Source organism: Pseudoalteromonas sp. Z9A5, assembly GCF_011378875.1.
Classification (GTDB): Bacteria; Pseudomonadota; Gammaproteobacteria; order Enterobacterales; family Alteromonadaceae; genus Pseudoalteromonas.
On record NZ_WTLC01000035.1, the window covers coordinates 1 to 15293 of the forward strand.

Genomic DNA, 15293 nt, shown 5'->3' on the forward strand with positions numbered 1-15293 from the left:
CATGAGGGTTCGGTGTAACGTTTTTTAGCGAATTCAATTATACCTTATCCTCATGCTGTTTGTTTTTTATACCGCAAAGATCAACACGCCCTAATCAGCCTACGTTAGTAGCTAAGTATTTAAATTAATATGCGAGCGGTTAATGTTAAAACAACATTAGCCGCTTTTTTATGTGCAATAACATCATCGTAAGTAATACTTTAAGCATTATTTACGGTAAAACTACACGCTAGTAATTTAGTATCGAGAGCGCTACTATTAAATAATCTGAGCTCTGGATAATAAATCTATCTCAAGCAGCTATTTCCAGCGTTAACTGCGTTAATATACTTGCAATAGCCCCGCTATTAACACGTAAATTCACCTTGTTCTCACTGAAAATATTTAGCGAGAGAAAAAATTAAATATCCTTCTAGTTTAATATGTTAGTAAACATCTTAGGCAAAGTTCAGGTTAAATACGTTGTGGAGAGTGTAATGAAAAGTCAAAGATTAGGTGAGTTTGAACAATACTTTCAAATTGATGAAAGTATTAGAGTTAATTTATTTACTGTCGACAATAAGCAAGTTCCTAAGTCGCAACTCGAACTTGAAGACGACATTCCCCCTTTATTTAAATTAGCTAACGAAGTAAGTGAATTAGAGCAAAGCTCTTTGCGTCCACTTCGTAATTTAGGCGATATGGCACAAGAGTTAGCGGCTTTTTTACAGGCTCAATCGCGTAAAATTGATTTAATAATGAGCCATATTTTAGCCTCAGAGCAAGCACAAGATAATCATATTCAATGCGACAGTTACGGTGGCGGCGGCATTCGTTTTACTTCACCCGACGTACACTCTATTGGTCAAGCGTTTAGAACCAAACTGTTTTTACATAACGAAGCCTCTGCAGTGTATTGTTATACCGAAGTGGTCGCTGTTGAAAAAATAGATAATGAACATTACCAATACACATTATTATTTGTTGCAATAAGAGATAGCGATCAAGAACTTATAGTAAGAGCTAGTTTACATGCACAAACTCGTCAGCTAAAAAAACGCCAAGAGCTTGAGTTACCCTCAAGTAAAGAAGCCGAAGATAAATAAAAAACATTTACAATAATTACTTAAAGCGCTTTATAAATTGGCTTAAAACCGATTAATAATGCATTCACTGTTTTAGCTATAGAGCCTTTACTACTTGGAGTAAGGCAATTTCTTAATTGCTTTTAATTCCAACTAAAGTACGTATTTTGAAGTGGCTTGGGTATATTTGAAATGCTAAACTAGCATCATCTTAATTTGTATAAAAAATCCATGAACTTTAGACTTTTACCAGAATGGGCTGAGCAAGATGCAATTATGCTAACTTGGCCACATAAAGACACCGACTGGGCTGATAATTTAGCTCATGTTGAGCCTGTTTACATTGAACTTGCCAAACATATCACCGCGCAACAGCAACTTGTTGTTGTGGCTCATAATGAACTTTTAAAAACGTATATTATTTCGCTATTAAATAAAGCTGAAATTAATTTAGAGCGTGTTCATTTTGTAGTTACGCCAACAAATGATACGTGGGCTCGAGATCATGGTCCACTTACTTGCTCTGCACTTGATAATGCAGACCAGCTAAAAATTTATGACTTTACCTTTAATGGTTGGGGCAATAAGTTTGAAAGTAAGCTTGATAATCAAATAAATCACACTTTAGTAAAAGCACTTAGTGATAAAAAAAATCAATATCAAGTGCTTGACCTTGTACTTGAAGGTGGTGGCGTTGAAATAAACGAGCATGGTGTATTACTTACAACCAGCGAATGTTTGCTTAATAAAAACCGTAATCCTAATTTAAGCCCAAATGACATAGAAACACTTTTAAAAAGTCATTTAGGAGCAACACACTTTTTATGGGTTGATCACGGTTATTTAGCTGGCGATGACACTGACAGCCACATTGATACATTAGTGCGCTTTGCCCCAAACAATACGCTTGTGTATGTTAAATGCGATGATAAGAGCGATGAGCATTACAACGCGCTTAACGCGATGGAAAAGCAGCTTCAAAGCTTTAAAACAGCTGATAACACCCCATATAGTTTAATTGAATTACCTTGGCCTAAAGCAGTTTACGACAATGAACAAACTCGTTTACCTGCCACATATGCTAACTACTTAATTATTAATAACACTGTACTTGTACCAATTTACGCTGATGCAAACGACGAACTCGCTCTAACACAGGTTCAAAAAGCGTACCCTAAGCACAATGTAGTAGGTGTTAATTGTTTGCCAATTATTGAACAGTTTGGCAGTTTGCACTGTATTACAATGCAGTTACCTCGTGGATTTTTAGCTGGAGCAGCATAATGACAAGCCCTGAAAAATTAACTGTTGCCTTAGTGCAACAAAGCAATAGCACTAGTGCCGAGCAAAATATAGCAAAGTCTGTTGCCGGTATTCGTGAAGCTGCCGATAAAGGCGCCAAGTTAGTTGTATTACAAGAATTACATCGTAGTTTGTATTTTTGCCAAACAGAAGATGTCGATGTTTTTGATTTAGCTGAAACAATTCCAGGTCCAAGCAGTAACGCATTAGGCGAACTAGCTAAAGAACTAAACATTGTTATAGTTGCATCACTTTTTGAAAAACGCGCGACAGGTCTTTATCACAATACAGCTGTAGTACTTGAAAAAGACGGCAGTATTGCTGGAAAATACCGAAAAATGCATATTCCTGACGACCCTGGCTTTTATGAAAAGTTTTATTTTACCCCTGGTGATATAGGTTTTGAGCCTATACAGACCTCTGTAGGTAAATTGGGCGTATTAGTATGTTGGGATCAATGGTTTCCTGAAGCAGCTCGATTAATGGCAATGGCTGGCGCTGAAATACTAATTTACCCAACCGCTATTGGTTGGGATCCTAACGACGACATTGCTGAGCAAACTCGTCAAAAAGACGCATGGGTTATTTCACAGCGTGCGCATGCTGTTGCCAATGGCGTACCAGTAATTAGTTGTAACCGAGTAGGTCATGAAAATGACCCAAGTACGCAAAGCGATGGCATTGCGTTTTGGGGAAATTCTTTCATTGCAGGCCCTCAAGGTGAAATGCTTGGCGAAGCAAATAACACTGATGAGCAAGTTTTAGTGGTAGAAATTGATCAAAAACGCTCAGAAAACGTAAGACGTATCTGGCCGTTCTTACGTGACCGACGAATTGATCACTATAAAGACTTAGCAAAAATATACCGCGACTAAGTAATCTGAACTCTAGATAATAAATCTATCTCTAGCAGCTATTTTAGTGCTAAAGAAAAATAAATTTAAATATCGTTATGACTCAATACTTAGTAAATCTCTTAAACCGATTGCAGGTGAAATAATATAATTGGCTCTTTTGAGCCAATTTATAAATGGAGTAATAAATGGCGTTTGAGCAATGGGCAGCCTTGCCTTGGGTAAAATCTCAAAAAGATAAAATTCAGTGGGGGCAGCTTAACGGAAGTGGTTTAAGTATTGCGATTGCTGAGGGTGTAAAAAAACAAGAAAACTTGGTGTTAATAGTCACTCCCGACACGCCAAGCGCACTGCGCCTAGAAACCGAATTAGAATATTTATTACCTGATAATCCAGTAATGATATTTCCTGATTGGGAAACTTTACCGTACGATCATTTTTCTCCGCATCAAGATATTATTTCAGCAAGATTAGCGACATTAAACACCTTAAAAAACGAACAAAAAAGCGTGTTAATTGTACCTGTATCAACCTTAATGTTGCGCACCGCCCCTGCTTCTTTTATTTATGGCTCAACTATTAATTTTAAGGTTGGTGATAAACTTGATACACATAATTTTCGTCAAAACTTAGAGCAAGCTGGCTATTTAAATGTTCAGCAAGTAATGGAGCACGGCGAATACGCAATTCGTGGCTCTATTGTTGATTTATTTCCTATGGGAAGCCCGCATCCATTCAGGCTCGACTTCTTTGATGATGAACTCGATACTATTCGCCTGTTTGATGTAGAGACGCAGCGCTCTGATGAAAAAGTAGATAAAATTGAACTACTTCCAGCCCACGAGTTTCCAACCAACGAAGCCGATATTGAACGCTTTAGAATAAGCTACCGTGAAAAGTTTGGTGCAAGTTCTCAGCAAGACTCTGTTTACATGCAAGTCAGTAAAGGTAACTGGCCCGCTGGTATTGAATATTATATGCCGCTGTTTTTTGAAAAATTAGCGACTATTTTTGATTACCTGCCGGATTCAACAACGGTTATGCATTTAGGTGATTTAGAGCATGCTGCTGATAACTTTTGGCACGATGTAAATGTACGTTATGAAAATCGTCGTGTTGACCCACTTCGTCCATTATTAGAACCCAATGCGCTTTACCAACCTATTGACGAGTTGTTTTCTAATTTAGGGCACTTTGCACGTATTCGCCTGTCGCTTGCAAAACTTGGTACTAAAGCCGGTAATAAAAACTTAAACGTAACAGAATTACCCGTTATTCGTATTGATCATAAGCAACATGAACCCTACGGCGCATTTATAAGTTATGTGGCAGAACAAAAAAAGAAAAAAGGCCGTATTTTATTAAGTGTTGAATCAGATGGACGCCGCGAATCTTTACTGAGTATATTAAAGCCTAGCGGATTAAAATTTAAAGAATTTGAAACGCTTGAACAATTTACACAAAGCGAAAGTGATGTAGGTTTAATTGTAAGCCCACTTGAACAAAGCGTAGTACTTGGCACTAAACCAAGCTTGTCGATAATTACCGAACAAGAACTGTTGGGTATTAAAGTATCTCAGCGCAGACGACGTAAGCACAAATACGAAGCCAGCCAAGATGCGCTTATTCGTAATTTAGCTGAGCTTAAAGAAGGTCAGCCTATTGTACATCTTGATCATGGTGTTGGTCGTTATCAAGGTCTACAAACCATTGATGCTGCTGGTGTAATTACCGAGTTTGTTACAATAATTTATGCAAACGAATCAAAACTGTATGTGCCTGTATCTGCACTTCATATGCTTAGCCGTTACTCTGGCGGCGAAGAAGCAAGCGCACCACTGCATAAACTAGGTTCAGATGCATGGGATAAAGCAAAAAAACGTGCGGCTGAAAAAGTACGCGATGTTGCTGCAGAGCTACTTGATATTTACGCACAGCGCCAAGCAAAACCAGGTAATAAATTTGCACTTGATGCTCAAGCCTATCGTCAATTTAGTGATAGTTTTCCGTTTGAAGAAACGGATGATCAACGCAATGCCATAGAAGCCGTGTTAGGCGATATGCAATCTAAACAAGCAATGGATCGCTTAGTGTGTGGCGATGTAGGTTTTGGTAAAACAGAAGTGGCTATGCGTGCAGCCTTTGTTGCTGTAAACGACAACAAGCAAGTCGCTATTTTAGTGCCAACTACCCTACTTGCTCAACAGCATTTTGAAAACTTTAAAGACCGCTTTGCTGACTTTCCAATTGAAGTGGGTGTACTTTCGCGTTTTAACTCAACTAAAGAGCAAAAAGACACGCTTGATAGAATGGCTGACGGTAAACTCGATATTGTTATTGGTACACATAAACTTATTCAGCAAAACATAAATTTTCGCGACTTAGGTTTACTTATTGTTGATGAAGAACATCGCTTTGGTGTGCGTCAAAAAGAAAAAATTAAATCACTGCGTGCAGATGTAGACATACTTACATTAACCGCAACTCCAATACCAAGAACACTCAATATGGCTATGAGTGGCATGCGGGACTTATCAATCATTGCAACCCCGCCTGCTAAACGCTTAGCCGTTAAAACGTTTGTACGTCAACGTGATGCCGATCTAATCCGCGAAGCAGTACTGCGTGAAATTAAACGTGGTGGTCAAGTGTACTTTTTGCATAACAATGTCGAAACCATTGAGCGAGTAGCGCAAGAAATTAGTGAATGGGTTCCAGAAGCGAATGTAACAAGTGCTCATGGACAAATGCGCGAGCGTGAGCTTGAGCAAATTATGACTGATTTTTATCACCAAAAACATAATGTATTAGTGTGTACAACAATTATAGAAACTGGCATAGATGTACCCACTGCTAACACTATTATAATGGATAGAGCCGATAAGCTAGGGCTTGCTCAACTGCATCAGTTACGAGGACGCGTTGGTCGAAGCCATCATCAAGCTTATGCTTATTTATTAACTGGTGATCCTAAGTCACTCTCCAAAGATGCGAGTAAGCGTTTACAAGCAATAGAATCGTTAGAAGATTTAGGCGCAGGTTTTGCACTTGCTACTCACGATTTAGAGATTCGTGGTGCGGGTGAATTATTAGGTGATGATCAGTCAGGACAAATGCACACTATTGGTTTTAGTTTATACATGGAAATGCTCGAACAAGCCGTAAAAGCACTACGTGAAGGAAAAGAACCAACACTTGAAAACTTACTCCAAAAACAAACCGAAGTAGATTTAAAACTACCGGCTCTGTTACCTGATGATTATATTCATGATGTTAATGCGCGTTTAGGAATGTACAAGCGTGTTGCTAGTTGTGCTAGTCTTGATGATATGGATGAGCTACAGGTAGAGTTAATAGACCGCTTTGGTTTATTACCTGATGCAGCTAAAAACTTATTTAGCTTGCAGCAATTAAAAATGCAGGCAAGTAATTTAGGCATAACAAAAATTGAAGCAAACCCTAAAGGTGGTTACTTTGAGTTTAGTCAAGACACTAAGGTTAATCCTAGCTTCATTATTGGTTTGATACAAAGTGCGCCTCGTGTTTATAAAATGGATGGCGCAAATAAATTGCGCTTCGTTATTAGTGAAGCTAATGCTCGCGAACGCTTGAAAATGGTCACTGCAATGATTGCAGATTTCGAAAAAAAGGTTAGTCATTAATGTTGCTTAAAAAATCGCTTATTGTTCTATGCTGCTTATTTAGCAGTACTGCTTTGGCTGAGCGTTGGTTTGAAGTGGAAGTGTTAGTATATAAGCAACGACCTGCTCCGTATCTACAAGAAGACTTTAGCCTTAAACATGATGTTATTGAAGATAAAAACACGTTAGATTTACTAACGCCTCTTTATACTGAGGAAGCTAAAGAAGCCTGCATCAACGGCGATGCACGCTTTCAAAAACACTCATTTACCGACTCTTTAGTTAATGCAAATCCACGCTCAGGTGTTTGTAACGACAGCACTGATTATATGCAAAGTTACGATGAATTGCCGGTTATTCCACTTGCACCTTCACAGCAAGGTATGAGTGAAGCTTATTTACTATCGCCTAATCAGCTTAAGTTTAATGCCCAACGCAAAGCGCTTGATAGAAAGGGGCTAACCCCTATTTTGCATACTGGCTGGCGATTTGAGGGACAAAGTAAGTCACGCGCACCGAGCGTACACTTAATTGCTGGCAAGCATATTAAAAATGATACGAATAATATACCAAGCTATACAAATCCTGATTTTGTAAGTTTACTTAATTCAAAACCTGAATTATTTATAGACCCTGATCAACCAACTGTTAATTGGGAGCTTGATGGATTATTTAAAATTCACTTGCGTCATTATTTATATATAACTGCTGACTTCGATATTAGTCAAAAACTTGAAAATGGTGATATAGAATCAGCCCGTTTTTCACAGTTTAGACGCGTAATTAGCGGCGAAGTACATTATTTTGATCACCCTCGTATGGGTATGATTGTTCAAATAAGAAAATTTAATCACTAATACCAATAGGATATAACAATGAAAAAACTCCTGATCATCGCAGCAACATTAAGTCTTGCAGCTTGCTCAAAAGTAAACTTAGAGAACTACGAAAAAGTTAAAATTGGTATGGACAAAACTGAAGTTGAAACAATTTTAGGTAGTGCTGATAACTGTGTAGAAAAAACCTTACATACAAACTGTGTTTGGGGCGATGAAGCTAAAAATATCGAAATCACTTTAGTATCAGATAAAGTAACTTTATACAGTAAGCATGGTTTAACCAAGTAATTTGATCTGTAAGTAACCTATTCAAAGATGGGTTACTATTACAAAAAAGGGGGATAGATTTTAATCTATCCCCCTTTTTTATTTATTAGAATAAATAAGCTCAATATTAACGATTTTACTACGGTTTAATGTAATTTTATAACGCTGATATAATTTTTTATCGTCTTCTGTTAATACTAAAACCATATTTAGTTGGTAACGCCTTTCAACGGCTTGCTTAGATATTTTGTTACTATCTAGATGGTATAACTTACCCTCACCACGTTTTAAATAACGAGCAAACGGCGCAAGGCTAAATTGTAGATTATGTTGTAGAGTATCGTAACCAGGTAAAAACTCTTTTGCTGTTACGCGAGTCTCACTGGCAAAATGAAGCCATTGCGCTGCTTGCTTATTTTGATGGCGTCTTTTTGAAAAAATAGATTTAACTTCTTTCGGTATTTTTTTAAACCGCGTGTATTCAAGCCAAATGAATTGGCTCGCTATTTTATCTTTCGTAATACTATTTTTGAACGTAAACCGCCATTTAGGTCGCCCTTGCACAATTGCGCGCCAGATAACTCGCGTTATATCCTCTTTAAATATTTCACGTAATCCGTAAATAACCCCTAAAATTAAAATAAGGGTGGCTGTAACCTCGGTAAAACTTGAGCGGGCATTTAATATTACCAACATCACAAAAGCCATTATAACGGCTGTTACAGTGCCTTTAACTAAACGCTTAAGGTAGCTATTCAAAAAGCGAGTTTGTCTCTGTAGTATAACCCCATGCTCAATTAAACGTTGTAACAAGCGCATTTTATTTGTTATTCGATTAGCGTCTTGTATGGTGGTTTCTGAATTGTAATTTTTGTCGCCACGATAGGTATTTTCATTTTTGCAAAACTGCAGTAAATCGTTACGTTCTTTTGCAAAGTCACTACTGCGCGGACCTTCATCTAAAAGCTTTAAAAATGACTGCTCAACATGCCAACTTAAATAGTTGTCAGCATTAGTAAAAAAGGGGAGTAATTTTTCATCATCAGGTGTATAGCGGCGTAATTTTTTTAGTAACCCTTCACTTTGTTCATATACTTCATTTGCACGCTTAAAAAAGTCTTCAGCCTCATCAATTTTTAACGCATCTTTTATATCTGCATCGAGTGCTAAACGTACTTGGTAGCAAAATAAATTCAAGTTCTGCCTGTAATCTTGTTGCTCGCCTTTGTTTTTACTAACAAAACGACTTCGCACTAAAGGCAAATGTATGTTGTTGGCGTTATAGGCTAAATGCGATTTGAAGTGGTTATTGAAATAAGATTCTTCAGTGAGCGTTTGCGGATTAATTCCCATTTCGTTCGGAATCGAAAAATACAGGTCAATACGCTGCTCAGAGCGAGGATTTAGCTCTGGTTCAATGACAAAAGATAAGTTTTCGTCTTGTTTTAACAATCAGTTCTCCTTCTAATATTCTTCTTAAGTGTACTTGCCTCCTACGTTTTGTTCAATAAAAAAGGCCCAGTAAATACTGAGCCTTAATAAGATTAATGTACTAATTAAAACTTATAGTTAACACTTGCAAATACACGTGAACCAATTACATCATAAACTTCTGGAACAGTACCCATATCGTTACCGCCTAATACTTCTTCAGGCTCTTTATCAAATATGTTGTTCATACCACCCGTTAATCTTAATGCATCATTCAAGTTATAGCTCATTGAAATATCATGATAAATAACGTTGTCAGTGCTAAAGTTTTCACCGTAGTAATCACCATCCATACCACGAAGGAATCGTGCGTTATAAAGAACATTTAATGAATCAGTGATATCGTAATTAACTGAAAGATTTGACTTTATTTTTGAGTAACCACCGATGTTTCCATCAATAGTACCTGTGTAATTAATGTCATCTTCTTCAAATTTAATTAAATACGTTGTATCAAGGTTTATACGGTAGTTATCAGCAGTGTAGCTAATATTCCAATCAACACCTGATGTTTTTTGAGAACCTACGTTAGTAAGTGCTGAGCTCAAGTTAGATAAATCACCTGCCTGCGTGATATTAACTGATGAACATGATTCTGCATCACCTGCAAAACAGTTATTCATTTCGTTTTGAACATCTAAACGCGTAATAGCATTCGTGATATCAAACTTCCAGTAATCTAAAGTACTTGATAGACCATCAGCTACTTCCCAAACCATACCGAAAGTAAATGAACGACTTTCTTCTGCTTGTAAATCGTTATCACTTGTATAGTTTACAAGTATTTGAGCATCTTGCTCATTGCCCCATGGATCAGCTAGGTAATCGTAAGAACCTGAGTTACCACCAAACAATTCAGCTACGTTAGGTGCTCTAAAGCCTGTTGCTAGTACAGAACGTACCATAAACTCATCAGTTACGTTCCACGTTGCGCCAAGCTTCCACGTTGTTTCGCCACCAAAAGTAGAGTAATTATCGTAGCGAGCTGCACCTTCTAAAGTAACGGTCTCAAATACTGGCATAGATGTTTCAAAGTAAACAGATTGTACTGAATAATCACCTTCAGTTGGATCCTGTTGTGCAGCTGTACTTTCACCCGCTTGAGTAATTAAATCCGGTGTGTAGTAACCGCTTTCAAAACGATTCTCAATACCGATAGCGTAACCAATATCACTTTCTGTCACTGCGCTGTAACCAGCTGAAAGGATAAACTGCTCGTTACCACCTTCGTTTGACTCAGTGTAAATTGAATCATTAGATGTTAATAAGCTACGATCTAGAGAATCACCGCTAAACCAAAGAGCTTGGTTTGCATAAATGCTTTCTTCAACTCGACTTGCATTAATTGAGTTTTGAACTGAATCTTTTGAGTCATTACGACCGTAAGTTGCACTTACATCCCAGCTTGCATCGTTATCTAATAAACCTTGTAATGCAACAGATACACGGTAAGTGTCAGTTTTTTGCTCATAAATACGAGGACCCGCATCAACCATTCTTCTTCTGTACTCTAAAGAGTCATCAAGAAGACCTGTGTCTGCATCGCGAAAGCTTTCAGTGTAAATTGAATCTAGGCTAGAAGTAGTTAAATCAATACTTGCTGGTTGTGGTGCAAGTTGCTGATTAGATTCACGGCGCGTGTACATCAAATCAACGTTAAAAGTAGTATCTGAATCTAACTCTTTATCATAGCTAGTAAATAAGCTGTATAACTCATTAGGAGTTTGAGCGTAGCTTGATGTTGTGAAATCGTAAGATGTCGTTCTATCTTCAAAAACGCCATTACCTTGGTAAGTTTTGCCATTAAGTGTTCCTTCAGGAATGAATGATGATTCACCTGGTGCAACAAATGTGCGGTCTGATTGAATTACTTCACCACGGTTTGAGTACTGAGCACCTATTACAAGGTTACCATCAGCAATGTTCATTCCATGTAATAAACTAACGCCGTAGTTATTGCCGTCACCTTTTGTAGTGCGACTGCCTTCAACATTAAGCTCTGAACCTTCAAAATCTTTCTTTGTAATAATGTTTACAACACCGGCAATGGCGTCAGAACCATATACTGCAGATGCACCATCTTTTAAGATTTCAATAGATTTGATCATTGCTACAGGAATGGTATTTAAATCAACAGACGAATCTGCACCAGTACCTGAAGAAACCATACGACGACCGTTTAGTAGTACTAACGTACGTTGTGAACCCATACCACGTAAGTTTACTGTTGCTGAACCGCCAGAACCATTATTACTTGAAGCGCCTAGGCTAATACCTGCCGCTGATGGCTGAGTTGAAAGAATGTCAGCAACCGATGTGAAACCACTTTTTGCGATAAAGTCATCACCAATAACCGTAATTGGGCTAGCAGATTCCATATCAGTACGATTAATACGTGAACCTGTTACCTGAATTTTTTCAATAGATTGTGCCGCTTCGTCAGCAGCGAGAACTTGCACACTTGAGAACATTGGGATTGCCGCGATTACAGCCAAACCAAGAGTTGATTTTTTCATGAATAGACCCTACTTGTTGGAAATTTACCTTTATTGGTAATGCTCACTTTTTATAAGAATTGTGAGTCAGGAGGGCAAGTTAGGCTCAATTAACTGAACGAAAACTTAACGAGCGGTTGATTTATGTCATCAACAAAAACGAAACAACCGTTATAGGTACAAAGGTTACCACTTGTTTCAGTGTTAATTAATAAATACATCGTATATTCATGGCATTAAGATTAATTTGATACATATTAAAAACAGATGAAATCAAACTAGTACAGTTTGTGATTAAATGTAATTAATCGAACGTTGTACCAAATTTAGAAAAATTAACAACTTAATCACAGCGCATTATTAAAACCGTAAAACAAAATGTTAATTACTAACCATGTTTATTCATTAATACCGCTTAAATAGTCTGTTTTAACTGATTCTATGATTTTTATAGGGTGCTTTTTTGTTCAGTGAGGATTAAATATACACATTTTAAACCCTTGTAAATAAGCTCTATTAGACCTGCCGGACTGTGTTTATCTTTCAAGGTTAAATTTACGGGCGTGTTTTAATTTTTAGGCAGGCGAAGCCTATGCGTCATCACCTTTTATAAAGTTATTCCTTATAAATAGGAAATGACGGCGCAAAAAGGTTAAACAAGCGTTGCCCGCAACCTCTAGGTGCAATTAACTATTTGGTGCTTAAATATAAAGTGAGGGACAAGCGTGAGCAGAATACATGAGCTTTGTTAGATTTTTCATGGGTGTAGCCAGTAGAGTAAGCATAAGAAGTTACCAAGCCTACTAAGATACAAATATCACGCTGCACCTTCCTTCTAAATTGAGAGTCAACACGCCCAAATATAAAAAGTAGTTTAAAGCAGTTAATATGACACGTAAGCGTTATCGCGGTATAAAATCATCTGTGTACTTTATCGCTAACTTTAGGCAAATGCTTTAATTTGAATGAAACGTTTTTATTAGCAGCATTTATAAGCCATTTTTATCAAAAAATAACACCGCTTAAAATAACAACCTAAAAATACAGTGATCGAACCCAAAAGCCTGCCGTACAAATTTATGATATTAAAACTAGCAAAGGCTGATGAGCTTTATTAAGTTGGATTTTTAATACGTTACGTAAAAATAATAGCTATGTACTTGCTCAAATTTGCTTACTTCGTCAATTACTGTGAGCTCTAAATTCCAAAGCATATTATTTTCGGAGCAAATCCCAACCATAGTGTCGCTTTGCCAAATATTACCCTGCTTTTTAAACTGCTGGGGAATGTAACCCATGTACATAGTGATACCTTTTAATTTAGCATCAGAAATATGTAATCCTTTTGGTAAATCGCTAAAGATTGTAAACGGCGTTTCGGGTGAAAGCGTCTGATTACTTAACCATACTTTAACACCGCTTGAAAAAGTGCATGGTAAATTAGGCTTACATTGTGTATTTTTAAGCAGTTGAGTGTCGTCATTTTTGTAAAAATCACATGCTGTTAATATAAAAATCAGCATCACAAATAAACTTAACCTATATATAAACATAACAATTGCGCCATAAATAAAAGCAAATACTAATAATCGAGACTATAAATAACAAGTGCAAGTGTTACGATTAGAGCAAATTAGGCACAAACTGTATCAAAAAATAAACAACAAGCTCACAAAGTTTGATTGATGTCATAATATTATGTAATTGACCTATCTTTTTTAGGCCAAAAAATTTATCATTTCACCCGCAAAAATTAAGGGTTTCTCGAGTTTGTTTTCTGAAGCATTCATGCTTTGAACATTTTAGGCAACAAACTTGTGAAGTAATAGTAGGCCCCACTTTTTAAAGTGGGTAATTCATTTCTAAACGCATTTATTGCAGCGGAAGCCAGAAAATGAGCCAAACAGTAGCATCACAAACTGAGTATAACTATAAAGTTGTACGCCAATTCGCTATTATGACAGTGATTTGGGGCATCGTTGGCATGAGTATTGGGGTTCTGATTGCTGCCCAATTAGCTTGGCCAGCACTTAACTTTGATACACCATGGTTAACTTACTCTCGACTACGTCCGTTACACACGAACGCAGTAATTTTCGCATTTGGTACCAGTGCACTTTTTGCGACGTCTTATTACGTCGTACAACGTACTTGTCAAACGCGTCTTTTCTCAGACAAACTCGCCGCCTTTTCATTTTGGGGCTGGCAGCTAGTTATCGTATTAGCAGTAATAACGCTACCTTTAGGTATTACTAGCTCAAAAGAATATGCAGAACTTGAATGGCCAATCGATATTTTAATCGCTGTGGTTTGGATTGTTTACGCCGTTGTATTTTTTGGTACTTTAATCAAGCGTAAAGTGTCGCACATTTATGTTGCTAACTGGTTCTACGCTGGCTTTATTATTACTGTTGCAGTGCTTCATATTGTAAACAGCATGGCAGTGCCTGTGTCGTTAACTAAATCATACTCAATCTATGCAGGTGCGGTAGATGCGATGGTTCAGTGGTGGTACGGTCATAACGCTGTAGGTTTCCTACTTACTGCTGGTTTCTTGGGTATGATGTATTACTTTGTACCAAAACAAGCAGGTCGTCCAGTGTACTCATACCGTTTATCGGTAGTTCACTTTTGGGCGCTAATTTCATTATATATCTGGGCAGGTCCTCATCACCTTCACTACACAGCGCTTCCTGATTGGACGCAAAGTTTAGGTATGGTTATGTCTATTATCCTATTTGTACCGTCTTGGGGTGGTATGATCAACGGTATTATGACGCTATCTGGTGCGTGGCATAAACTACGTACAGACCCAGTATTACGTTTCTTAGTTGTTTCATTGTCTTTCTACGGTATGTCTACGTTTGAAGGTCCTATGATGGCAATTAAATCTGTAAATGCGTTATCTCACTACACAGATTGGACAATCGGTCACGTACACTCAGGTGCACTAGGTTGGGTTGCTATGATTTCAATTGGTGCTATTTACCACTTAATTCCTGCGTTATTCGCGCAAGGTCGTATGTATAGCGTTAAATTGGTTAATACCCACTTCTGGTTACACACTGTAGGTGTAGTTTTATACATCGTTGCAATGTGGATTTCAGGTGTAATGCAAGGTCTAATGTGGCGCGCAGTAAATGCTGACGGTACATTGATGTACAGCTTTGTGCAGTCTTTAGAAGCGTCGCATCCTTTCTATATCATGCGCTTTGTAGGCGGTGTATTCATCGTAACAGGTATGTTAGTTATGGCTTATAACGTTTACCGCACTATTTCAGCTGAGAAAGAATCTCTGAAACTAGACGCGCAAGCACAATTAGCATAACGGAGTGAGATG

General features: G+C 37.6%; 10 protein-coding genes. 7 read left to right on the forward strand and 3 right to left on the reverse strand.

What is annotated here, in order from left to right:
* Positions 1 to 476: 476 nt before the first annotated feature.
* The 6 genes from GQR56_RS16075 (at position 477) to GQR56_RS16100 (ending at position 7988) form a co-directional block, all read left to right on the forward strand.
* The gene (locus tag GQR56_RS16075; RefSeq protein WP_166113271.1) at positions 477 to 1085 is read left to right on the forward strand and encodes a PilZ domain-containing protein; all 609 of its coding nucleotides are present in this window, start codon (positions 477 to 479) and stop codon (positions 1083 to 1085) included.
* Positions 1086 to 1295: 210 nt separating this feature from the next.
* Positions 1296 to 2348, forward strand: a complete 1053-nt coding sequence (locus GQR56_RS16080; protein ID WP_166113274.1) for an agmatine deiminase family protein — start codon at positions 1296 to 1298, stop codon at positions 2346 to 2348.
* Positions 2348 to 3241 (forward strand): carbon-nitrogen hydrolase, encoded by an 894-nt coding sequence (locus GQR56_RS16085; RefSeq protein ID WP_166113276.1) that lies wholly within the window; start codon positions 2348 to 2350, stop codon positions 3239 to 3241. The genes GQR56_RS16080 and GQR56_RS16085 overlap by 1 nt, the downstream gene beginning before the upstream one ends.
* A 167-nt stretch (positions 3242 to 3408) precedes the next feature.
* Entirely contained in the window at positions 3409 to 6882 is a 3474-nt protein-coding gene (gene mfd / locus GQR56_RS16090) for a transcription-repair coupling factor (RefSeq protein ID WP_166113279.1), read from the forward strand.
* Positions 6882 to 7718: a peptidoglycan binding protein CsiV gene (locus GQR56_RS16095; RefSeq protein ID WP_166113282.1), complete on the forward strand. Its 837-nt coding sequence runs from the start codon at positions 6882 to 6884 to the stop codon at positions 7716 to 7718. Before mfd ends, GQR56_RS16095 begins: the two co-directional genes overlap by 1 nt.
* An 18-nt stretch (positions 7719 to 7736) precedes the next feature.
* Entirely contained in the window at positions 7737 to 7988 is a 252-nt protein-coding gene (locus GQR56_RS16100; RefSeq protein WP_024612889.1) for a lipoprotein, read from the forward strand.
* 78 nt (positions 7989 to 8066) lie between these two features.
* On the opposite strand, the gene GQR56_RS16105 is transcribed toward GQR56_RS16100, so the two are convergent.
* From GQR56_RS16105 to GQR56_RS16115, 3 genes are all read right to left on the reverse strand, one after another.
* Positions 8067 to 9419, reverse strand: coding sequence for a hypothetical protein (locus GQR56_RS16105; protein WP_024612888.1), 1353 nt, complete (start codon positions 9417 to 9419; stop codon positions 8067 to 8069).
* A gap of 104 nt (positions 9420 to 9523) precedes the next feature.
* Positions 9524 to 11974, reverse strand: a complete 2451-nt coding sequence (locus GQR56_RS16110; RefSeq protein ID WP_166113285.1) for a TonB-dependent receptor — start codon at positions 11972 to 11974, stop codon at positions 9524 to 9526.
* 1106 nt (positions 11975 to 13080) lie between these two features.
* A complete protein-coding gene (locus tag GQR56_RS16115; RefSeq protein ID WP_166113288.1) occupies positions 13081 to 13506 on the reverse strand; it encodes a hypothetical protein in 426 nt (141 codons plus the stop codon).
* A 341-nt stretch (positions 13507 to 13847) separates the two neighbouring features.
* Here GQR56_RS16115 and ccoN point away from each other — a divergent pair, with 341 nt between their 5' ends.
* A complete protein-coding gene (gene ccoN / locus GQR56_RS16120) occupies positions 13848 to 15281 on the forward strand; it encodes a cytochrome-c oxidase, cbb3-type subunit I (protein WP_024594372.1) in 1434 nt (477 codons plus the stop codon).
* Positions 15282 to 15293: the final 12 nt, after the last annotated feature.

Coding starts and splice junctions, on each gene's coding strand:
- GQR56_RS16095 (WP_166113282.1), top strand. CDS start 6,882: ATGTTGCTTAAAAAATCGCTTATTGTTCTATGCTGCTTATTTAGCAGT.
- GQR56_RS16075 (WP_166113271.1), top strand. CDS start 477: ATGAAAAGTCAAAGATTAGGTGAGTTTGAACAATACTTTCAAATTGAT.
- GQR56_RS16080 (WP_166113274.1), top strand. CDS start 1,296: ATGAACTTTAGACTTTTACCAGAATGGGCTGAGCAAGATGCAATTATG.
- GQR56_RS16110 (WP_166113285.1), bottom strand. CDS start 11,974: ATGAAAAAATCAACTCTTGGTTTGGCTGTAATCGCGGCAATCCCAATG.
- GQR56_RS16100 (WP_024612889.1), top strand. CDS start 7,737: ATGAAAAAACTCCTGATCATCGCAGCAACATTAAGTCTTGCAGCTTGC.
- GQR56_RS16115 (WP_166113288.1), bottom strand. CDS start 13,506: ATGTTTATATATAGGTTAAGTTTATTTGTGATGCTGATTTTTATATTA.
- mfd (WP_166113279.1), top strand. CDS start 3,409: ATGGCGTTTGAGCAATGGGCAGCCTTGCCTTGGGTAAAATCTCAAAAA.
- ccoN (WP_024594372.1), top strand. CDS start 13,848: ATGAGCCAAACAGTAGCATCACAAACTGAGTATAACTATAAAGTTGTA.
- GQR56_RS16085 (WP_166113276.1), top strand. CDS start 2,348: ATGACAAGCCCTGAAAAATTAACTGTTGCCTTAGTGCAACAAAGCAAT.